General features: G+C 68.9%; 21 protein-coding genes and 2 tRNA genes. 12 read left to right on the forward strand and 11 right to left on the reverse strand.

Annotated elements, in window-relative coordinates:
* The first annotated feature begins 59 nt into the window (after nt 1-59).
* From RR1_RS15295 to RR1_RS15320, 6 genes are all read left to right on the forward strand, one after another.
* Entirely contained in the window at nt 60-878 is an 819-nt protein-coding gene (locus tag RR1_RS15295) for an MHYT domain-containing protein (RefSeq protein WP_010839003.1), read from the forward strand.
* Nucleotides 879-1,048: 170 nt separating this feature from the next.
* Complete coding sequence (gene gyrA / locus RR1_RS15300) at nt 1,049-3,559, forward strand: DNA gyrase subunit A (protein ID WP_010839004.1); 2,511 nt, start codon at nt 1,049-1,051, stop codon at nt 3,557-3,559.
* Nucleotides 3,556-4,875, forward strand: coding sequence for a DUF3566 domain-containing protein (locus RR1_RS15305; protein ID WP_040774080.1), 1,320 nt, complete (start codon nt 3,556-3,558; stop codon nt 4,873-4,875). The genes gyrA and RR1_RS15305 overlap by 4 nt, the downstream gene beginning before the upstream one ends.
* Before the next feature lie 110 nt (nt 4,876-4,985).
* Nucleotides 4,986-5,059 (forward strand) — tRNA-Ile (locus tag RR1_RS15310).
* Between the two features lie 148 nt (nt 5,060-5,207).
* Nucleotides 5,208-5,280 (forward strand) — tRNA-Ala (locus RR1_RS15315).
* A 260-nt stretch (nt 5,281-5,540) separates the two neighbouring features.
* Nucleotides 5,541-6,254, forward strand: coding sequence for a type 1 glutamine amidotransferase domain-containing protein (locus tag RR1_RS15320; protein ID WP_010839007.1), 714 nt, complete (start codon nt 5,541-5,543; stop codon nt 6,252-6,254).
* Nucleotides 6,255-6,295: 41 nt separating this feature from the next.
* Here RR1_RS15320 and RR1_RS15325 read toward each other — a convergent pair whose 3' ends face one another.
* Nucleotides 6,296-7,069 carry an SDR family oxidoreductase gene (locus RR1_RS15325; protein ID WP_010839008.1) on the reverse strand — a complete coding sequence of 258 codons (774 nt, stop codon included), beginning with the start codon at nt 7,067-7,069 and terminating at the stop codon, nt 6,296-6,298.
* Nucleotides 7,070-7,165: 96 nt separating this feature from the next.
* Between RR1_RS15325 and RR1_RS15330 the strand changes: the two genes are divergently transcribed.
* The 4 genes from RR1_RS15330 (at nt 7,166) to RR1_RS15350 (ending at nt 10,048) form a co-directional block, all read left to right on the forward strand.
* On the forward strand, nt 7,166-8,032 hold the full coding sequence (locus RR1_RS15330) for a sigma-70 family RNA polymerase sigma factor (protein WP_010839009.1): 867 nt from the start codon (nt 7,166-7,168) through the stop codon (nt 8,030-8,032).
* A 76-nt stretch (nt 8,033-8,108) separates the two neighbouring features.
* Entirely contained in the window at nt 8,109-8,366 is a 258-nt protein-coding gene (locus RR1_RS15335; RefSeq protein ID WP_010839010.1) for a ribbon-helix-helix domain-containing protein, read from the forward strand.
* Between the two features lie 277 nt (nt 8,367-8,643).
* Nucleotides 8,644-9,411, forward strand: a complete 768-nt coding sequence (locus tag RR1_RS15345) for an SDR family NAD(P)-dependent oxidoreductase (RefSeq protein WP_010839012.1) — start codon at nt 8,644-8,646, stop codon at nt 9,409-9,411.
* 61 nt (nt 9,412-9,472) lie between these two features.
* Complete coding sequence (locus RR1_RS15350; protein ID WP_010839013.1) at nt 9,473-10,048, forward strand: dihydrofolate reductase family protein; 576 nt, start codon at nt 9,473-9,475, stop codon at nt 10,046-10,048.
* Here the strand turns inward: RR1_RS15350 and RR1_RS15355 are convergent.
* Both RR1_RS15355 and RR1_RS15360 read right to left on the reverse strand, forming a co-directional pair.
* A complete protein-coding gene (locus RR1_RS15355) occupies nt 10,033-10,287 on the reverse strand; it encodes a helix-turn-helix domain-containing protein (protein WP_010839014.1) in 255 nt (84 codons plus the stop codon). The two genes, RR1_RS15350 and RR1_RS15355, sit on opposite strands and share 16 nt — an antisense overlap.
* Nucleotides 10,287-10,796: a DUF2975 domain-containing protein gene (locus tag RR1_RS15360; RefSeq protein WP_010839015.1), complete on the reverse strand. Its 510-nt coding sequence runs from the start codon at nt 10,794-10,796 to the stop codon at nt 10,287-10,289. The genes RR1_RS15355 and RR1_RS15360 overlap by 1 nt, the downstream gene beginning before the upstream one ends.
* 113 nt (nt 10,797-10,909) lie before the next feature.
* Here RR1_RS15360 and RR1_RS15365 point away from each other — a divergent pair, with 113 nt between their 5' ends.
* Nucleotides 10,910-11,518 (forward strand): M23 family metallopeptidase, encoded by a 609-nt coding sequence (locus RR1_RS15365; RefSeq protein ID WP_010839016.1) that lies wholly within the window; start codon nt 10,910-10,912, stop codon nt 11,516-11,518.
* A gap of 71 nt (nt 11,519-11,589) precedes the next feature.
* Nucleotides 11,590-12,042: a hypothetical protein gene (locus RR1_RS15370; protein WP_143153857.1), complete on the forward strand. Its 453-nt coding sequence runs from the start codon at nt 11,590-11,592 to the stop codon at nt 12,040-12,042.
* 4 nt (nt 12,043-12,046) lie between these two features.
* Here RR1_RS15370 and RR1_RS15375 read toward each other — a convergent pair whose 3' ends face one another.
* The 8 genes from RR1_RS15375 to nuoL all read right to left on the reverse strand — a co-directional run bounded on the left by RR1_RS15375 (nt 12,047) and on the right by nuoL (nt 21,224).
* Entirely contained in the window at nt 12,047-12,970 is a 924-nt protein-coding gene (locus RR1_RS15375) for a pyridoxamine 5'-phosphate oxidase family protein (RefSeq protein WP_238559029.1), read from the reverse strand.
* 8 nt (nt 12,971-12,978) lie between these two features.
* The gene (locus tag RR1_RS15380; RefSeq protein ID WP_010839019.1) at nt 12,979-13,968 is read right to left on the reverse strand and encodes an iron-siderophore ABC transporter substrate-binding protein; all 990 of its coding nucleotides are present in this window, start codon (nt 13,966-13,968) and stop codon (nt 12,979-12,981) included.
* 106 nt (nt 13,969-14,074) lie between these two features.
* Entirely contained in the window at nt 14,075-14,956 is an 882-nt protein-coding gene (locus tag RR1_RS15385; protein ID WP_238559030.1) for a glycoside hydrolase family 16 protein, read from the reverse strand.
* 109 nt (nt 14,957-15,065) lie between these two features.
* Entirely contained in the window at nt 15,066-15,620 is a 555-nt protein-coding gene (locus RR1_RS15390) for a type 1 glutamine amidotransferase domain-containing protein (RefSeq protein WP_010839021.1), read from the reverse strand.
* A 108-nt stretch (nt 15,621-15,728) separates the two neighbouring features.
* A complete protein-coding gene (locus RR1_RS15395; protein WP_010839022.1) occupies nt 15,729-16,136 on the reverse strand; it encodes a RidA family protein in 408 nt (135 codons plus the stop codon).
* Between the two features lie 32 nt (nt 16,137-16,168).
* Nucleotides 16,169-17,755 carry an NADH-quinone oxidoreductase subunit NuoN gene (gene nuoN / locus RR1_RS15400; protein ID WP_010839023.1) on the reverse strand — a complete coding sequence of 529 codons (1,587 nt, stop codon included), beginning with the start codon at nt 17,753-17,755 and terminating at the stop codon, nt 16,169-16,171.
* Nucleotides 17,752-19,359, reverse strand: a complete 1,608-nt coding sequence (locus RR1_RS15405; protein ID WP_010839024.1) for an NADH-quinone oxidoreductase subunit M — start codon at nt 19,357-19,359, stop codon at nt 17,752-17,754. The genes nuoN and RR1_RS15405 overlap by 4 nt, the downstream gene beginning before the upstream one ends.
* The gene (gene nuoL, locus RR1_RS15410; RefSeq protein ID WP_010839025.1) at nt 19,356-21,224 is read right to left on the reverse strand and encodes an NADH-quinone oxidoreductase subunit L; all 1,869 of its coding nucleotides are present in this window, start codon (nt 21,222-21,224) and stop codon (nt 19,356-19,358) included. Before nuoL ends, RR1_RS15405 begins: the two co-directional genes overlap by 4 nt.
* Between the last annotated feature and the right edge of the window lie 2 nt (nt 21,225-21,226).

A 21,226-nucleotide genomic window follows, 5' to 3' on the forward strand; every position in this document is an offset into this window, starting at 1 on the left:
CCTCCGGCCGCGCCCGAGCGGGTCCGGCCGGTACCGACACACGAACGACGAACAGGGCTATGAACGCTGACATCCAACAGTTCTCGATGGGCACGTGGGTCGCGATCCTCGCGGCCGCGACGTCCTTCGTGGGCGTCTTCGTGGCGATCGCGTCGACGCGCACGGCCGGCGCCGCACGCGGTGATCGCGCGCGTACCGGCTGGGTCGGGTGGGCGGCGTTCGCCTTCGCCGTCCTCGGAGCGTGGGTACCGCAATTGCTCGTCGCGGCGGGCTTGGGTCTGTCGTCCGGTGACGTGGACGTCTCGACGCGGATCCGCTTCGATCTCACGTGGCTCGTGATCTCGCTGGTCGTCGTCTTCGTCCTGTCGGCGGCAGCGTTCTTCGTCCTCGCCTCGCCGCGTCGTTCGTGGCAGGCGACCGGTGCGCTCGCCGCGGCACTGCTGTGGGTGGGTCTCGTCGGCGGGAATCTCGCGTTCGTCCGGTCGCTCGTGCTGCAGGGGACGCATTCGCTCGATCCGCTGTACGTGGGGGTGTCCGCCGCGGTCGCTCTCGTGGTCGCGGTGGGTGTCGTCGCGACGGTGCTCCGGCTCGGCACGCGGACGCTGCGGCTCGTCGCGTCGCTGCCGATCGCCGCCCTCGTCGTGGTGATCTACTGGGCCGGGTTCGAAGGCGTATCCGTCTCGCCGGATCCGCAGTTCGCGCCGCCGAGCGGTGTCGAGATCTTCTCGGCGCTGCTTCCCGCGTTCCTGCTGGGCATGCTGGTCGTGACCATTCCGATCGCCGCGCTGCTCATGGCTCCCGACCGCGTGTCGGCCGCGCTCGAGCGTGAAGCCGACCTGCTGGCAGAGGAGTCGAACGAGGCGTTCACGCTGAACTGAGCACGTCGGATTCCCGTCGGGCGTGTGTCCGTGCAGGCGACACCTGACCTGCACATATAGACTCGAGTGGTTGCGCGAGCACCACCGGAAGCGAGTCCTTCCTCCGACCAGGGTGCGCACCGCAGCCGTTCGCCGACGCCCGCGACAGTGGGCGGGAGAAGAAGGAGCTCATGACTGACACCACGTTGCCGCCGGAAGGACCGGGCGACCGGGTCGAGCCCGTAGACATTCAGCAGGAGATGCAGAACAGCTACATCGATTACGCGATGAGCGTGATCGTGGGGCGTGCGCTGCCGGATGTGCGCGACGGGCTCAAGCCCGTGCACCGCCGTGTCCTCTACGCGATGTTCGACAGCGGTTTCTTCCCGAACCGCGGGTACGTGAAGTCGGCGCGTTCGGTCGCCGAGACGATGGGCAACTATCACCCGCACGGCGACTCGTCGATCTACGACACGCTCGTGCGTCTCGCGCAGCCGTGGTCGATGCGCTACCCGCTCGTCGACGGTCAGGGCAACTTCGGTTCGCGTGGCAACGACGGCCCCGCCGCGATGCGCTACACCGAGGCGCGGCTGACTCCGCTCGCGATGGAGATGCTCCGCGAGATCGACGAGGAGACCGTCGATTTCCAGCCGAACTACGACGGCCGAACACAAGAACCTGTGGTTCTCCCCAGCCGTATCCCCAACCTGTTGATCAACGGGTCGGGTGGCATCGCGGTCGGCATGGCGACGAACATTCCGCCGCACAACCTCAACGAGGTCGCCGACGCCGTCTACTGGGCGCTCGACAACTACGAGGCCGACGAGGAGACGACGCTCGAGGCGTGCATGGAACGCGTCAAGGGACCGGACTTCCCGACGCACGGCCTCATCGTCGGCACGCAGGGCATCCAGGACGCGTACCGCACGGGTCGCGGCTCGGTCCGCATGCGCGGCGTCGTCGAGATCGAGGAGGACGGCCGCGGGCGTACCACGATCGTCATCACCGAGCTGCCGTACCAGGTCAACCCGGACAACCTCATCCAGTCGATCGCCGAGCAGGTTCGCGACGGCAAGATCGCCGGCATCTCGGACATCCACGACGAGTCGTCCGACCGCGCGGGCATGCGCATCGTCGTCACGGTCAAGCGCGACGCCGTCGCGAAGGTCGTCCTCAACAACCTCTACAAGCACACGCAGCTGCAGACGAGCTTCGGTGCCAACATGCTCTCGATCGTCGACGGCGTGCCGCGCACGCTGCGCCTCGATCAGATGATCCGGCTCTACGTCGACCACCAGATCGAGGTCGTCCGCAGGCGCACCGAGTACCGGCTGCGCAAGGCCGAGGAGCGCGCCCACATCCTGCGCGGACTCGTCAAGGCACTGGACATGCTCGACGAGGTCATCGCCCTGATCCGTCGCTCGCCCGACACCGAGAACGCCCGCAACGGGCTCATCGAGCTGCTCGACATCGACGAGATCCAGGCGACCGCGATCCTCGACATGCAGCTGCGTCGCCTGTCGGCGCTCGAGCGGCAGAAGATCATCGATCAGCTGGCCGAGATCGAAGAGCAGATCGCCGACTACCGCGACATCCTCGCCAAGCCCGAGCGGCAGCGGCTCATCGTCCGCGAGGAGCTCGCCGAGATCGTCGAGAAGTTCGGCGACGACCGCCGCACCAAGCTCGTGGCCGCCGACGGCGACGTCGCCGACGAGGATCTCATCGCGCGCGAGGACGTCGTCGTCACGATCACGGAGACCGGCTACGCGAAGCGCACCCGCACCGACCTGTACCGCTCGCAGAAGCGTGGCGGCAAGGGCGTCAAGGGTGCGGACCTCAAGCAGGACGACATCGTCAAGCACTTCTTCGTGACGTCCACGCACGACTGGCTGCTGTTCTTCACGACGAAGGGCCGCGTCTACCGCGCGAAGGCGTACGAGCTGCCCGAGGCGAACCGCACGGCGCGCGGCCAGCACGTCGCGAATCTCCTGGCGTTCCAGCCCGACGAGCGCATCCAGGGCGTCATCCGCATCAAGTCGTACGAGGACGCGCCGTATCTCGTGCTGGCGACGCGTGGCGGCCTCGTCAAGAAGAGCAGGCTCAGCGACTTCGATTCGAACCGCTCGGGTGGCATCGTCGCGATCAACCTGCGCGGCGAGGACGAACTGGTCGGCGCGGTGCTGTGCTCGTCCGAGGACGACCTGCTGCTCGTGTCCGCGAAGGGGCAGTCGATCCGGTTCCACGCGACCGACGACGTGCTGCGTCCGATGGGCCGTGCCACCTCGGGTGTGCAGGGCATGCGGTTCAACGAGAGCGACGTGCTGCTCTCGCTCAACGTCGTCAAGGACGGCGTGGGCAAGTACCTGCTGGTCGCGACGTCGGGTGGCTACGCCAAGCGCACGCCGATCGAGGACTACACACCGCAGGGTCGTGGCGGAAAGGGCGTACTCACCATCCAGTACGACCCGAAACGTGGCACGCTGGTCGGTGCCTTGATGGTCGACGACGACGACGAGCTGTACGCCATCACGACCAACGGCGGTGTGATCCGCACGCCCGCGAAGCAGGTCCGCAAGGCCGGTCGCCAGACGAAGGGGGTTCGTTTGATGAACCTCGGTGACGGCACCAACCTGCTGGCGATCGCGTACAACGCCGACGAGCCCGAGCCCGAGACCGCAGAGGGAACGAAGGAGTCCAAGTGAGCACTCCCCACCAGCCGGGTAGCGACCAGCGTGAAGACGATCGCTCGGGCAACGGTGCGGCCGGGCAGCCGCCGAAGGGACAGGACTCCCCGAAGGGCGGGGCCGGAGTGACGGGGCAGGGGTCCGGTGCAGCCGGTGCCCAGAAGCCCGGAGCTCCGAAGTCCGACGCGGCAAAGCAGGACGCCGCGACGAGCGACTCTCCGAGGGCCGACGCCCCGAAGGCCGCATCCCCGAAGGGTGAGGCACCGAAGGGTGACACGCCCAAGGGGGATGCGCCGAAGGGTGATGCCGGGAAGCCGGCGTCGCCCGCACCCGCGGCACCGAAAGGTGACGTGGCGAAGGCTCCGGCTGCTGGTGCCGTGAACGGCGATCAGCGCAAGCCGCAGCAGCGTGATCCGCAGCATCAGGGGCCGTCCAAGGGTTCGGCGGGTCGTCCGATTCCGCCGCAGCACAAGCCCGCTGCAGCGTCCGGCCAGGCGGCTCAGCAGGGCAAGCCGGGTCAGGGTGGTCAGCAGGCGAAGCCGGTGCGTGGTCAGCAGGAGCCGCCGTGGCAGCGCGGCGTCCAGCGGGAGCCGCAGACCAACGTCCGCCGTGATGCGCCGCAGCAGAACCGCCCCGCGGGGTCGCCGCCGGCCGGCGGACCCAAGACCGGTGCCACGCCGGCTGCGTCGGGGGCACCCGCGAGTGGCAAGCCCGCCGAGAAGGGTCCGCAGTCGGGTCGTCCCGTCGTGACGGGGACGGCCGCGCCCGGTGCGCCGCGGCCCGCGGATCGCGAGGCGGCGAAGGCGAAGCAGGCGGGGATCGACGGCCCGACCCGCCACATCCAGCGCAACACGTTGCCGAAGGACATGCCGGATCTCTCGGAGGCGAAGCATCCGACGCCGCAGGAGGAGCCGCAGGCGGCGGAGAAGAAGAAGCCGTACACGCCGCAGGCGACTCCGCAGCGGGTCGCCGAGGGCGAGGCGCTGCGCGCCACCGTCCAGATCCGCCGGGTCGATCCGTGGACGACGCTCAAGGTGTCGTCGGTGCTGTCGGTGTCGCTGTTCCTCGTGTGGATGGTCGCCGTCGGTCTGCTCTATCTCGTCCTCGACGGGATGGGTGTGTGGGACCGGCTGAACGGCGCGTTCACCGACCTCGTGTCCGAGACGGGAGCCGAGGGCCTGATCTCGGCGGGGCAGGTGTTCGGGTACTCGGCGATCGTCGGCCTCGTGAACATGGTGCTGTTCACGGCGCTCGCGACGGTCGGGGCGTTCATCTACAACATGGTCGCCGACCTCGTCGGCGGGCTCGAAGTCACACTCGCAGATCGCGACTGAACTGGGGAGATGCGTACCGCCCGGACCCGTTTTGGTGTGCGCGGGGCCGGTGCGGTAACCTTCATTCTCGGTTCGAGCGAAACCTCGTGAGGTTGCGTGTGAGCCATCCAGGGCCTATAGCTCAGGCGGTTAGAGCGCTTCGCTGATAACGAAGAGGTCGGAGGTTCAAGTCCTCCTAGGCCCACTCCTGGTGTCGACGAGAGGCATCCCGACGATGCGAAAAGCACTGCTCATCATCGGTGCGGGTATCGTCGCGGGGCTGATCGTCACCACGCTGACATCGCGCAGCGAGGTCTGGCACAAGGCCTGAGTCCGCTCGGGTAGCAGGAAACGGGGCCTTAGCTCAGTTGGTAGAGCGCTGCCTTTGCAAGGCAGATGTCAGGAGTTCGAATCTCCTAGGCTCCACAATCACATTTCATACGCACACGACCTACGAGTCGTGTTCACGACGAGGGTGCCCCCACTGCGGAGGCACCCTTCGTGCATTCCGGGGTACGCCAACGGCCTGGACTGCGATTCGCCGTGAGTTCGCGGCGAGCGTGTTGACTGTGTTCACATCCGCCCGTAACTTCGAGTTCGCGGTGCGCACATGGTCCCGGATCGCAGTCCCTGCACCAGGACGCACGGGGCAACGAGCTCGGCCGCTACCGGAACGAGGACGTGCCATGACATCCGTGCTGATGGTGCTCTCGGCAGCACGCCACTGGACGCTGAAAGACGGCACTCGGCACCCGACGGGGGTGTGGGCCGAGGAGTTCGCGGTCCCATATCAGCTGTTCGTCGACGCGGGGTTCGAGGTCACGGTCGCGACGCCCGAGGGCGAGCAGTCCGTCATCGACGAGCTCAGCCTGGGTATCTCCGGTGGCCTGCCCCCGAAGACGAAGCGGATCGCCGCCGAGATCGAGCGTCTGCAGCCGGTGCTGGACCATCCTGCGGATCTGGCCGACATGAACCCCGACGACTTCGACCTGGTCTTCTACTCGGGCGGCCACGGGCCGATGGAGGACCTGGCCGTCGATCCGGTCTCGGGGGCACTGCTCACCGAACGCTTGAAGTCCGGGAAACCGCTCGCCTTGCTCTGCCACGCGCCTGCCGCCGCATTGGCGGCGAAGAACCCCGACGGCAGCTGGCCGTTCGCCGGCTACCGGATGACCGGGTTGTCCAACCGCGAGGAGCGTCTCAACAGATTCGCCTGGAAAGCCCGGTGGCTGCTGGAGGACCGGTTGAACGAGGCCGGGGCCGACTACTCCAAGGGGTTCCCGTTGCGCCCGCACATCGTGCACGACCGCAACCTGTACACCGGCGAGAACCCGCAGTCGTCGGAGAAGCTCGCCCGACAGCTCATCGCCGATCTGCAGAGCTCGCCGAGCGCTCACTGATCGGGGCGAAGCCGACGTGCTCCGCGACGACGGCGCGCCGTTCACCGACCGACCGAGTGCCGCGCGGCGAGGAACTCGCGCCACGTCGTCGAACCTCGTTGAACGCCGTCGTCGGCGAGGTTGTCGCCCGCGCGGTAGGCCCGCCCGACCTTTCCGGGGATCCGCACCGGCAGGCTCGGGCGGTGGCTGCGGCCGGTCTCGTCGTAGTAGACGTCGGCCAGTTCGCGCAGGGTGGACACCTCGGGTCCGGCGATGTCGGCGACCCGGCCGGCCGGTGCGCCGAGCGTGAGTTCGCACAGCCGGGCGGCGACGTCGTCAACCGCGACGGGCTCGAACCGCAGGCCGCCGGGCCTCGGGAGTAGCGGGAGCCGGCCCATTCCGCGGACGATCGGAAGGACGAAATCGTGCAGTTGCGCGGACCGCAGGATCGTGAAGGGCACGCCGCAGGTGGCGACGATCCGTTCCGCTTCGGCCTTGGCGCGGAAGTACCCGATCGGCATCGCGTCGGCGCCGGTGACGGAGATGAGGATCAGGTGTTTCACGCCGGCAGTGTGCGCAGCGGCCGTGAGATTCTTCGCGGCGACGTCGTCGCCCTTCGCACCGCCGGCCAGGTGCAGCACGACATCCACGCCGGCGAGCGACTCCGTCAGGCCCTGCCCGCTCACCGTGTCGGCCTCGACGTGAACGACTCCCGGCTCGTCGGTGCCGGGGTGGCGGGAGACGACGCGCACGTCGCGTCCGGCGTTCGTCAGCAGGGGGACCACGCGGCTGCCGATGGTTCCGGTTCCGCCGGTCACGAGAATGGGGGAGGTCATGGGTACTGTCCTTTCGGTCACGAACGAGCCCGTTCGCTCGTCGGCATCACGACGATCGAGCTCGCACAGATGTGACAACGGACCGGGAGGTACGGCATGACGGATCAGCGAATCCTCGCTCGCAGGTTCGAGACCGAGCGTCCGCGGCTCCACGCGATCGCCGCGAAGCTGCTCGGATCGAGTGTCGACGCCGACGACGCCGTCCAGGAGACCTGGCTGCGCTTCGCGCGTACCGGTCCGGAGGGGATCGACAACCTCGAGGCGTGGCTGACCACGGTCGTGTCCCGGATGAGTCTCGACATGCTTCGCGCACCGCGGCGGACGCGTGAACAGTCGTGGCAGGTCGAGACCTGGCGGGACGAGCCGGTCGCACTCGATGCGGATGCGGCCGAACTGGTGTCGCAGAACGAACAGGTCGGCGTCGCGTTGCTCACGATGCTCGAGTTGCTGGGCCCCGCCGAACGAATCGCCTTCGTGTTGCACGACGTGTTCGGTCGGTCCTTCCGTGATATCGCCGAGGTCCTCGATCGGTCGCCCGAGGCCGTCCGTCAACTCGCGTCACGGGGGCGCCGACGGCTCCGCGGTGCCGAGGACGTCGCGCGCTCCGACCGCGTGCAGAGCCGCCGAGTGGTCGACGCATGGCTCGTCGCGGCCCAGGGCGGCGATCTCACCGCCCTGCTGTCTCTTCTCGACGACAGCGCGGTGCTGCATGCCGACTACGGCACGTCGACGCAGATCGTCAGCGGTGCGACGGCGATCGCGCAGCAGGCGGTCCTGTCCGGTCGCCTGGCCGCTCATTCGACGCCGGTCCTCATCGACGGCCGGCCGGGTGTCGCCGCCGTCATGGGCGGCCGGGTCGTCTCGATCATGGCCTTCGAGATCTCGGGGGAGCGCATCACCGGTCTGCGCGTGCTGGCGGACCCGGAGCGGCTCGGCGCCGTGAGCCGGGTGCTCGGGCTGTAGATCTCGGGCGTGCGCCTCCGTGGTAACGCTGTCCGCGATGGTCGACCATCCGCCATTTTCGTATAACACTAATGGCATGGGCGAGCGCGAGACGATCAACGGGATGCCGGTCACGGAGGCGCAGATCGCAGCATGGGCTGCTGAAGCCGAGGCCGGATTCGACGTCGCCGCTCTGAAAAAGCGCGGCCGTGGCCGCCCAGGCCGTGGCGCCGAGCCGTCACAGGTCATAGCACTGCGTCTCACCGCGGACGAGATCAGCGCTCTCGACGCTCGGGCGGTGCGGGAGGGCAAGTCTCGCTCCGAGGTGATCCGCGAGGCGCTGGCGTCGAGGTGAGAGTTCATCCCTAGGCGTTGAAGCACGGGATCGGTGCCGAGGACGCGATCCAGGCTGCGACGTGGGCGACGTGGGTCGAGAACCTCGATGACGACAGTCCCGCCAGGCAGCTTCGACTCGGGTTCGATACCCCCGGCAGGATGCTGGAGACAGTTGTCCTGGTCGTGGGGCGCCCCGGCATCGCCGCACCCGATGTCGAGAACGCGGCTGTGCGGGTCCAGGCACCGGTGCTCGAACTTCGTTGCCCGTGTTGCCCTACCGTGCCACGATCGGATGCGTGATCGATCCCGGGCTCGACGGCAAGACGGTGCTGGTGACCGGTGGTGCGATGAACATCGGTGCCGCCATCTCGCGGGCGTTCGCCGCGCAGGGTGCGCGCGTCGCGGTGCACTACGTCGGCGGCGTGTCCCCCGACGGGACGCAGGAGCACCGGCGCGTGGCGGACGACGACGTCGAGCGGTTCGTCGCGTCGCTGCCCGGCGCGGTGGCCGTCGAGGCGGATTTCCTCGAACCGGGTTCGGCCTCCGGTCTTTTCGATCGGGTGCACGACCTCCTCGGCGGCGTGGACGTGCTGGTGAACAACGCGGCGTATGCGACGGAAGCCGACACCTTCGCGACGATGGACGATGCAGGACTGGAGCGAACGTATCGCGTCAACGCGATCGCGCCCGCGATGCTGATCGCCGAGTTGTCGAGCCGTCTGCGGGACGACGGGAGTGCCGCCGTCGTCAACATCTCCACCGACGCCGCACGCGGGTTCCCCGGGCAGGTCGGGTACGGGACGTCGAAGGCCGCGCTGGAGTCGCTGACACGAGGCGCCGCCCTCGATCTCGGTCCGAGGATCAGGGTCAATGCGATCGCTCCGGGCCCGGTGCAGACGGGGTGGATGACCGACGAGATCGTCGAATCCGTGGTCCCGTCGATACCCTTGCGCCGCGTCGGCGACCCGGACGACATCGCCGACGCCGCAGTCTTCCTCGCGTCACGGCAGGCTCGGTGGATCACCGGGCAGGTGGTGCAGGTCGCGGGCGGGCACTGGCTCTGAAGGCGCATCGACGCGTCGGCTCGCGGGAGTACCGTTCGAGTAGCGACCGAGGAGGCCTCCGATGCGCAGAGTCACCTATTCGATGGGAATGTCGCTCGACGGCTACATCGTGGGCCCTGACGGCAATTTCGCGTGGGGTGCGCCCGACGACGACGAGTTCCGGTTCTTCATCGACCAGATCCGCGAAGTCGGCGTCCACCTCATGGGCCGGCGCCTCTACGAGACGATGCTCTATTGGGAGGACGCCGTCGGCGATCCGGACCTGAGCGCGCTGGAACGCGAGTGGATCACGCTGTGGAATCCCCTGCCCAAGGTCGTGTTCTCCCGGACGCTCGATGCAGTGCGCGGCAATGCCGTCCTGGCCACCGGGTCGCCGGCCGAGGAGATCGCGCGCCTCCGGGCCGAGCCGGGTGAGGGACACATCGCGATCGGCGGAGCGGATCTGGCTGCTGCGGTGGCCGAGGCGGACCTGATCGACGAGTACCGGCCGAAGATCGTCCCGGTGCTGGTCGGCGGCGGGACACCGTTCTTGCCGCAGCACGCACGGCAGGTCGATCTCGCTCTCGTCGAGACGCGCACCTTCGCCTCCGGCCTCCTCTACGCCCGCTACGACGTGCGGCATCAGACGTCGGACTGACGCTTCGCGCCTGCCGCGACGGCGTCGCTTCCGGGCTCGGGCTCCCATCGCAGCAGATCGCCGGGCTGACAGTCGAGAACCTCGCACAGCATCTCCAACGTGGTGAACCGGACCGCTTTGGCGCGGCCGTTCTTGAGGACGGCGAGATTGGCGGGGGTGATGCCGATGCGCTCCGCGAGCGTTCCTACCGCCATCTTGCGCCGGGCGAGCATGACGTCGATGTCGACGACGATGGGCATCAGATGACCTCGTCGAGTTCGGCTTCGAGATACTTCGCCCTGGTGTCGAGGGCGACTGCCTGGGCCAGCAGTGTTCGCATCACGTAGACCACGAGGGCGACGCCGGCGAGGACCAGCGCGAACCCGCACACCAGGGCTACCAACCCGGGCGCGACCTCGTCGCCGGGCGCGGCACGGTTCGCGAACCGGGCGACGACTGCGATGCCGAACGTCAGGACCGCCGCGATGGCGATCGCTCCGATGACGAGGTCGACATAGCGGAACGCTGCGTGAGAGAACACGGTGCCGCGGCCGACCATGGTCAGCAACCGCCAGATGCATACGGCCACGACCTGCATCGTCGCCGTTCCGACGACGCCGATGACGGTCAGCGCCACGTCGAGTGTCCCCGTCGGTGTTCGCTCGGAATCGAGCCAGAGCATCGCCACCATCATCACCTGGACGACGACGGATCCGGCCAGCGCGACGGCGATCACCGCTTTCAGCGTCAGGATCACCCATCGATTCATATCTCGCACAATACATCGTAGAACGACGTTTATCTATCGATAAACAATAGATTCGGGAGCCGAGTCTCCACAGTTGCCCGCCGATCGCGCGGTGCCGGAGGACACTCGGCGTCGTGCCGATCGCCCTCGCCTATCCGTTCGCGGACCGGTGGCTCGTGCAGAACAGCCGGGCCGATCGCGTGCCCAGCCACGGCACGACGCTGTTCGGGTCGTCGTACGCGATCGACTTCGTGCCCGTGGACGCCGACGGCCGCACGGCGCCGATCACGCTCGCGAGCCTGATCCGGCCGGAGCCGCCGGAGCGGTTCCCGGGTTTCGGGCTCCCGGTGCTCGCGCCGGTCTCCGGAACGATCGTCGCCGCGCACGACGCCGAGCCCGATCACGCGGCGTATCGCGGCCTGCCGTCGGTGGGGTACGCCCTCACGCAGCGGCGACGGCTCGCGGCGGGCTGGCCCGCGCTCGCGGGCAATCACGTGTTCGTGGCGACAGGTGACGGCGTGATCGTCGCGCTCTGCCACCTCCGGCACGGCAGCGCCGCGGTGGTGCCGGGCACGCGAGTGGACACCGGCGACGTCGTCGGTACCTGCGGAAACTCGGGAAACAGCACCGAACCGCACCTCCACGTCCAGGCGATCGATCGCCGCGACGTCGAGCATGCGCGCGCCGTCCCGATGACGTTCGCGGGGACCGTCCCGCGCAGCGGCCAGGTGGTCGTCGGGTAACGCCACGGGGTGTGGTGGGCGACACATAAGGTGAGTCATTCGTCCATGCAACGACTTCTGGAGGAATTCCCGTGACCACACGCCACACCTTGCGTCTTCTGGCCGCCACTGCGGGAGTGGGCGCTCTCGCGCTGCTCGGGACGCCCGTCGCGTCGGCGCAGACGGAGGCGACGGAGTTGTGCACGATCCCGTACCCGAACGCCAACGTCTTCGAAATCCCGGCGTCGAGCCGGGTCGAGGTGTCACCGGCGGGACCCGGCACGATCGACGTCGACATCCACACGAAGGCGAACTCGCTGATCGGCTACGACCAGCGGATCGGGGTGGTGTGGGCGAACCTCGACACCGGACGCAGCGGCGTCGCGGAGACGAACGCCCGCGTCCGTGGCTTCGACACCCTGCTCGAGATCGACGGCCTCACGACCGAGCCGGGGACCATCGCGTTCGTCTTTTCCGCGAGCAATCACGGCTGGGGTGACAACTACACGTACGGCGACTGTTCGGCCGAGTACACGGTGTCCTGACGTTTCACGTGGAACCGGCGGCGACGTGGTCGGTCCAGATCTCCGCAGCTTTCGGGAGTGTCCCCGTGGCGACGCGCGGTGCCGTCCACAGCGTCGACTCGACGAGACCTGGTTCGGTGCGAAGCTTGACGAGGTCGGCCTCGACGACGAGCGCGAGTTCGGGAACGTTGCCCTTCGACTCGAACCGCTCGCGCAGCGCGGCGTCGGTGCTCAGCCGTGCGGTGCCGGAGACGTGGAGCACGCGATCGTCGCCGGGGACCACCGCGAGCACCGAGATCGCCGGGTTCGCCAGCAGATTCCGGTAGGTGTCGGTGCGGCGATTGCCGGGCCGGTCGGCGATCGCGAGGGTGTGGTCGTCCAGTGCGACGAAGAACCCGGCGGGCTCGCCCTTCGGGCTGACGTCGGCGAATCCGTCGGCGTCGACCGTCGCGAGAGTGAGGAACGGTGAGCGCGCGAGGAACGCGGTCACCGCGGCGTCGTGGAAGACGGCGCCGGGGACGGCCTCGCCCGGCTCGTGAGCGTCGTCCCACAGCTTGGAGCGGAGGATGCACTTCGCGCAGTGCAGAAACGCCTCCTCGACGTCGAGGGCGAGCGCATCGCCGTCGCGCCGGAGCCGTCCGTTGACGCGCAGCGTCTCGCGGTAGCCGGGGACGAACGCGACGAGTCCGGCGGCCGCGCCGTCCTCGGCGGGAACGTCGGCCGCAGGCAGGGCGATCCGCGTGTCGGTCACGGGATGCAGTGCGCCGGGCTCGCCGCCGAGCGCCACCGAGTGCAGCCGCCCGCCGGCATCCTCCGTGCCGAGCACCGCGAACGGCGAGTGCGCCAGGAACGCGAGGCAGTGCTCGTCGAGCCGGTCGATCGACTTCGCGAGCGTGATCGGCGGCTGCTCCCCGAGGAGCGATTCGAGTTCGGCGACGGAGGTGACCACGAAAACCACTATCCCACGGTCGGAACTGCGGTCGACGGGTCGTCGTCGGAGGCCGCGGCGAGTGCGGGCACCGTCGCGTCGATGAGGTACGGCAGGCTCAGCGGGCTCGCGAAGCCGAGCGCGCCCTGCACGTCGTTGCCGAACTCGCCGAGGTAGACGGTGCGGTCCTCGCTCACGACGTCGAGCCCCGCGAACAGCGGATCGGCGGCGAGCTGCTCCTGCGTCGCACCGAGGATCACGAGGGTGTCCTGATCGAGGAGGTCGATGCGCTCGGCGCTGACCTCGCCGGTCTCGTCGGGTGCGGTGAAGCCGAGGTCGTAGAAGAACAGTCCGCGCGGATCGCCCTCGCCGAGGATGTAGAACGAGCCGTCCATGTACATCGCGACGGCGGCGGTGCGGCCCTCGAACTGCGGGTTCTCGCTGCGGGCCGTCTCGAAGTCCGCGTCGACCGACTCGCGCAGCTCCTGTGCCTCCTGCTCCTTGCCGAGCGCCTCGCCGATCGTCTCGAGTTGCGCCTCCCACGACGCCGAGCCGCCCTGCCCGTCGGTGAGATCGCCGATCGTCGGGGCGAGCGCGGCGAGCGTGTCGTAGCCGGCCTGCTCGGTCAGCGAGTACGTCGCCGAGATGAGGTCGGGTTCCGCCGCGGCGATCGCCTCGTAGTCGAGTTCCATCTCGCCGACCTCGGGGATGTCGGTGGCGTAGCCCTCCGCCCACGGGCGCTGCTGGTAGTCGTAGCCGGAGAAGGCACGCGTCGCGACGGGCGTCTCGCCGAGCGCGAGGACGAAGTCGAGATCGTTGAAGCCCGCGGTGACGATGCGCTGCGGCGCCGACTCGACCGTCGTCTCGCCGTAGGCGTGCTCGACGGTGACGGGGAAGGGGCCGCCGGTGGGCTGCGTCGCGGTGTCGTTGGCGTCGTCGTCGGATCCACAGGCCGTGAGTGCCGTGGCGCCGGCGACGGCGAGTGCGGTGAGGGCGGCGGCGCGACGGGAGTGCTTCACGGGTGACTCATTTCTGCCGAATGACGCATTCGGCACGACGATTTCATTGCAGGCTAACCTAACCTGCCGCGATCCGGTGACCGCGGGTTCGTCGAGCAGTGGTGCGTCAGGGGGCGCCGTCCCACGAGTGGACCGTCACCCAGTCGACGTAGAAGTGGCCGCCGCCGATCGCCGGATACAGGCTCGATTCGAGCTGCAGCTGCCACCGCATCGGCGTCGTGGGGATGCCCCGGTTCGACTCCAGCAGGACGCGGTCGTCGAGCAGGAAGCGCACCGCCCAGGGCGTCCATTCGATGGTGACGACGCGCCAGTCGTTGTACGTCGACGGATCGACGTCGGAGAGGTCCTGCGAGTTCGGCGTCGCGCCCGGCTCGGCCCAGTGATGGAAGCCGAAGATCGGGCCGGTGAGCGGGCCCTCGGGGAAGTTGATCTCGCCGTCCTCGGGCCAGTTCTCCGACTGCGGCCACAGCAGCATCGCGAGCCGGTAGCCGGTGATCATCGGATGGCTCACCTTGATCCGCGCCGAGTAGCGGCCGTACACCTGGCCCTGATCGTCGCCGTGGAGCACGGGCGAGAGGTTCGCTCCGGCGCGACGTCCGTCCACCTCGCGCAGGTGATGGTCGAGCACGCCGTCGTGCACGCTGAGCACCTCGTCGGCGCGGTAGGGATTGCGGTTGTACGTGTCGAGGTAGCACTCGGGATAGGTCCGCCAGCGCGTGTCTTCGGTGCCGGTGTAGACGATCGCGTTCGGATTCCCGCAGTCGGCGTTCGCGAACGACCCCGTCGGAGCGTCGGTCGTGAAGTCGTCGACGAACACCTCGCGCCATCCGGGGATCGGCACCCGCGGCGCCGGTTGTGTACCGGATACGGCGCCGCCCGCCGAGCCCGTGGATTGGGCTGCGGCGGGCGCGGATGTGGCAACGAGAGTTGCCGTGGCGGCGGTGACGATGAGCGCAGCACGCAGAAACGGCGGGACTGGCACGGGCACGAGCGCCTCCTGGTTCGGGAACGCTCGTACGCTAGCCGGGCCGATGCCGGAATTGTGAGCTACGTCCTTCTCGGGTTACTGCACCGTGTCTCGTCACCGGTCGGGGACGTCAGGCGGTCAGGGCCTTCTCGATGGCGCCGACGAAGTCGTCGAGATCGTGCGGATTGCGCGACGTGATGAGCGTGTATCCGCTGCCGTCATCGGTGACCACCGATGCGTCCGTCCACTGCGCACCGGCGTTGGTCAGATCGGTACGAAGCGATGCATAGCTCGTCAGCTGCTTGCCGTCGACGATGCCCGCCTCCACCGCGACCCACGGGCCGTGGCAGATTGCGGCGATGGGCCTGCCGGAACCGCTGAACGACTTCGTGATCGAGAGTGCGTCGTCGTTCAGCCGGAGGGTGTCGGCGTTGACGGTGCCGCCAGGCACGATCAGGAGGTCGTAGTCGGCCGCCTGAACCTGATCCAGGGTGGTGTCCGGGGCCACCTCTCTGCCAGGGTCCTTGTCGCCATCGAGGGTCGTGATCGGGTCGGACGAGACCGCCGCGACGGTGACGGTCGCGCCCGACTCGCGCAGCTTGTCGACCGGCACCACGAGCTCGTCCTGCTCGACGCCGTAGTTGGTCACGATCACCAGTACCTTCTTGCCGTTCAGGTCGGTCATGTTCCGTCTCCTTCGGGTAGGGATGGGCTCGTGCTCTTCTTGCGCCGTGTTCCTGGACTCCGTGCTTCTGGAGGCCGTGTTCGTGGACAACGGGTGACGGGTGACGGGCTATTCCTGCTCCGGAGTCACAGCGGCGATCGCGCTCACCTCGATGAGGGCACCCGGAACGGTGATCCCGGCGACCTCCGCGGCCGTGACCAGCGGTGGTGGCCCCGACCGCGCGAGTCGCGGTGCGATCGCGCCGTAGGCCGCGCGGATGTCGGCTCCTTGCGCGACGAGCACCGTCCACTGCACGACGTCGTCGAGTGTCGCGCCGGCCGCGCCGAGCGCGATCACGACGTTCTCGACCGCGCGCCGCGCCTGCTCGGCGATCTCCGGCGACACCACGGCGCCCGTCTCGTCGACGCCGTTCTGTCCGCCGACGTAGATCGTCGTGGCACCGGCGGGGACGATCGCGGCGTGACTGAACGCGGGGCTCGACACGAGTCCCGTGGGCTGCACGTAGGAGATGTCCATGGGTCCAGCCTGGCACCGCCCACCGACAGGTGTCAGACGAACGAGGCGGCGTGGTTCACGAGATCGAGCAGCGGCTGCGGGAACACGCCGAGCAGGACGGTCGCGACCGTGGCGGCCGCGACGACGCCGGCGGTCGCGGGCCTGCGAACGACCAGCACCTCGATGTCGGGATCGGGGTCGGTGAAGTACATGGCGCCGATGACCCGCACGTAGAAGTACGCGGCGATCGCGCTCGCGAGGACACCGACGACGACGAGCGCGCCGCCGCCCGCGCCGGCCGCCGCCTGGAAGACCGCGAACTTGCCGATGAATCCGCTCGTGAGCGGGATGCCGGCGAGCGCGAGCAGCGCCACCGCGAACGCGCCCGCGACGACCGGTGACCGGCGGCCGAGACCCGCCCACTGTGCGAGCGTCGTCGCCTCGGCGCCGTTCGGCTCCCGCACGAGCGTCACGACGGCGAACGCCGCGAGCGTCGTCACGGCGTAGGCGATCAGGTAGAAGAGCACCGACGAGATCCCGGTGCCGTCGAGTGAGACGAGCGCCGTGAGCAGGAAGCCCGCGTGCGCGACCGACGAGTACGCGAGCATCCGCTTGATGTCGGTCTGCGTCATCGCGAGGATCGAGCCGAACACCATCGACAGGATCGAGACGACCCACACGACCGGCCGCCAGCTGTCCACGAGCGACGGCAGCGCGACGTGCAGCAGCCGCAGCAGCGCCCCGAACGCCGCGATCTTGGTGGCCGCCGCCATGAACGCCGTGATCGGCGTCGGCGCGCCCTGGTACACGTCGGGCACCCACGAATGGAACGGGACCGCACCGACCTTGAACAGCAGGCCGACGACGACGAGCGCACCGCCGACGACGGCGAACTCGCGGCCCGGGTCGTCCGCGGCGAGCGACGCGGCGATCCCGGCGAGGTCGAGCGTGCCCGCCGCGCCGTAGAGCATCGCGACACCGAACAGGAAGATCGCCGACGCGAACGCCCCCAGCAGGAAGTACTTGAGCGCGGCCTCCTGGGAGAGCAGGCGGCGGTGCCGCGCGAGCGCGCACATCAGATACAGCGGCAGCGACAGCAGTTCGAGCGCGACGAACATCGTGAGCAGGTCGTTCGCGGCGGGCATGAGCATCATGCCGCCCGCCGCGAACAGCACGAGCGGGAAGACCTCCGTCTGCTGCACACCGGCCCGCTCGGCGTCGCGTTCGGCGACGCTGCCGGGAACGGTCGCCGCCTGCGCCGCGAAATGATCCGACTGGTGACCGGCGTGGACGGCGGCGTTCGTCACGACGCGCGCACGGGTGCGTTCGGCGACGAGCGCGACCGATGCCAGCGTCACGACGAGGACGGCGCCCTGCAGGACGAGGGAGACACCGTCGATCGCGACGGACCCGAGGATCGCGACGCTGCGGGTGCCCGCGAGCGAAGCGACCCAGACGAGCGCGACGACGAGAACGACGACCGAGAGCGCCACCTGCACCGCGTATCTCGCGCGGCGCGGCGCGAACGCCTCGACGACGACGCCCGCGATCCCGCCGGCGAACACGAGGATCATCGGCATGAGCAACGAGAACTCGATCGAGGGATTGAGCGCATCGGGGTTCAGCGCGTCGGGGTTCATGGGCCCTCTCCCTCGGTGGCTGCGGTGCGGTCGACGGTGGGCGCCGGATCGCCGCCCTCGATCCGGCTCACGGTGCGTTCGACCGCCGGATTCACGGCGTCGAGAACGGGTTTCGGATACAGCCCGAGGCCGAGGAGCGCGAGGACGAGCGGCGCTACGACGAGCAGCTCACGCGGCCGCAGGTCGCGCACGCCCTCGTTGCCGCCCCGGACGGGGCCCGTCATCATGCGCTGGTACGTCCACAGCACGTAGACAGCGGCGAGCACGAGCGCGAGCACGGCGGCGACGGCCGCCCACGGGTGCCGCGTGTACGTCCCGATGAGTACGAGGAACTCCCCGACGAACGGGCCGAGCCCCGGAAGCGACAGCGTCGCGAGCCCCGCGATCAGGAAGGTACCCGCGAGCACGGGAGCGACCTTCCCGATCCCGCCGTAGTCCGCGATCGCTCGGGTCCCGCGTTGCGTCACCAGGAATCCGGCGACGAGCATGAGTGCGGCGGTGGCGATTCCGTGATTGACCATGTAGAGAGTCGAGCCGGCGCCGCCCTGATTCGTGAAGACGAAGATGCCGAGCACGATGAACCCGAAGTGCGAGATCGACGCGTAGGCGACGAGCCGCATGATGTCGGTCTGCGCGATCGCGACGAGGGCGCCGTAGAGGATGGATACGACGGCGAGCACGACGATCAGCGGCGCGAACGTCGCAGACGCCTCGGGGAACAGTTGCAGGCAGTACCGCAGCATCGCGAACGTGCCGACCTTGTCGACGATCGCCATCATGAGCACCGCCGCGGAGGGGGTGGCCTGAGCGGCGGTGCCGGGAAGCCACGTGTGCAGCGGCCACAGCGGCGCCTTGATCGCGAAGGCGACCATGAAACCGAGGAACAGTGCATTGGCGACGGGCGCGGAGATCGCGAGCGAGCCGTCCGAGACCGCGGCGGCGATGGCCCGGACGTCGAAGGTGCCCGACTCGAAGGGGCTGCCGTCGCCCGCCGTCACGACGTACAGCCCGATGACGGCGGCGAGCATGACGAGTCCGCCGAAGAGGTTGTACAGCAGGAACTTCACGGCTGCGCGAGCGCGGGGAGACGCCGCGGCGCGTGGCCCGAAGCCCGCGACGAGGAAGTACATCGGGACGAGCATCGCCTCGAAGAAGATGTAGAACAGCACGATGTCGAGCGCTGCGAAGGCGACGATCACCATCGCCTCGACGACGAGGAACAGCGCGACGTAGCGGTGCGTCGCGCGGGGGCGATCGGCGTCGCCACGCGTGTCGTTCCAGCCCGCCAGCAGCAGTAGCGGGACGAGGACGGCTGTGAGCACGACGAGAACGAGCGCGATGCCGTCGAGCCCGAGCGCGTACCGGATCCCGAACGCCGGTATCCACGAGTGGGATTCGACGAACTGATAGTGCGCACCGCCGACGTCGAACAGGAACGCGAGCGCGACGGCCACGGCCGCGACGGCGAGCGAGACGGCGAGCGCGAGCGACTTGGCGGCGGTGTGTGCGCGGGCCGGGAGCGCGACGACGGCGGCGGCACCGACGAGCGGGAGCAGCCACAGCAGCGTCAGCCACGGGACGGTGCCGGCCGGATCGGATGTCACCAGGAACCTCCCACGAGTGCTCCGGCCAGGACGATCGCGGCCCCGGCGAACATGTACATCGCGTACGACCGGACGAATCCGGTCTGGACGCGCCGCATCCGCTGCGACGACGCACCGAGCCCTCGCGGAATCGCCTGCACGACGCCGTCGACCCCGCGTTCGTCGACGTCGGCGAGCGTGTCCGCGAGGGCCCGCCCGGGCCGCATGAAGACGGCCTCGTTCACGGCGTCGCCGTACAGATCGGCGCGCGCGGCAGTGGTGAGTGCGCCTGCAGGAGGCGCGATCTCGGGCACCTCGCGCCGCGCGTACTGCACGTAGGCGACGGCGACACCCGCGGCGACGACGGCGAGCGTGATGGTCGTCATCGCCCACACCGGGATGGCGAGTGCGTGGTGTTCGACGCCGACGACGGGTTCGAGCCAGTGTTCGAGCCTGCCGCCGAGGGCGAGGAATCCGCCGATGCCGACCGAGCCGAGGGCGAGGAGGACCATCGGGCCCGTCATCGACGCGGGCGACTCGTGTGGGTGCGTGTCGGGCGCCCAGCGGCGGGGTCCGAAGAACGTGAGGATCATGACGCGGGACATGTAGAACGCGGTGATGCCCGCGCCCGCGAGCGCGGCCGTCCCGAGCACCATCCCGCGTACGCCGCCCTCCGCGAAGGCGGCCTCGATGATCTTGTCCTTGGAGAAGAAGCCCGACAGCGGCGGGACACCGATGATCGCGAGGTAGCCGAGCCCGAAGGTCACGAAGGTGATCGGCATGACGGTCCGTAGCCCGCCGAAGCGGCGCATGTTCGTCTCGTCGTTCATCCCGTGCATCACCGAGCCGGCGCCGAGGAAGAGCCCCGCCTTGAAGAAGCCGTGCGTGACGAGGTGCATGATCGCGAATGCCGCACCGGCGGGACCGAGTCCGACGGCGAGCACCATGTAGCCGATCTGGCTCATCGTCGACGCCGCGAGTGCCTTCTTGATGTCGTCCTTCGCGCAGCCGATGATCGCGCCGAACAGCAGCGTCACGGCACCGACCGCGACGACGGCCGTCTGCGCGGTGGGGGTGAGTTCGTAGATCGGGTTCGCGCGGGCGACGAGGTAGACGCCTGCCGTGACCATCGTCGCGGCGTGGATGAGCGCCGAGACGGGCGTGGGGCCCTCCATCGCGTCGCCGAGCCACGACTGCAGCGGCACCTGCGCCGACTTGCCGCACGCCGCGAGCAGCAGCAGCAGCCCCATCGCGGTCAGTGTGCCCGAGGACGCGCCGGCCGCGCCGCCGAAGACGTCGTCGAACGACACCGAGCCGAAGGTCGCGAACATGATCATCATCGCGGTGGCGAGGCCGATGTCGCCGACGCGGTTGACGACGAAGGCCTTCTTCGCGGCGGCCGCCGCGGACGGCCGATCCGACCAGAATCCGATGAGCAGGTACGACGCGAGACCCACGCCCTCCCAGCCGAGATAGAGCACGAGGAAGTTGTCGGCGAGGACGAGCACGAGCATCGCCGCGAGGAAGAGATTGAGGTACGCGAAGAACTTTCGCCGCTGCGGGTCGCCGCGCATGTACCCGATGGAATAGATATGGATCAGCGAGCCGACCCCGGTGATGAGCAGCGCGAAACACATCGACAGCTGATCGACGGTCAGCGACATGTCGACGCCGAGATCCGCGACCGGCACCCACGTGAAGAGGTGCGAGCTCAGCGCGCGGTCGTCCGCCGGCGCGGCGAGCATCGCGGCGAAGAGCCCCACCGCGACACCGAACGAGCCCAGTGCGGTGGCGCACGCGAGCAGGTGTCCCCACCGGTTGCTGCGCGCCCCCGCGAGCAGCAGGACGACGGCACCCACGAGCGGGAGCGCCGGAAGCAGCCACACTG

The sequence above is a fragment of the Rhodococcus rhodnii NBRC 100604 genome (assembly GCF_001894925.1).
Lineage (GTDB): Bacteria > Actinomycetota > Actinomycetes > Mycobacteriales > Mycobacteriaceae > Rhodococcus_F > Rhodococcus_F rhodnii.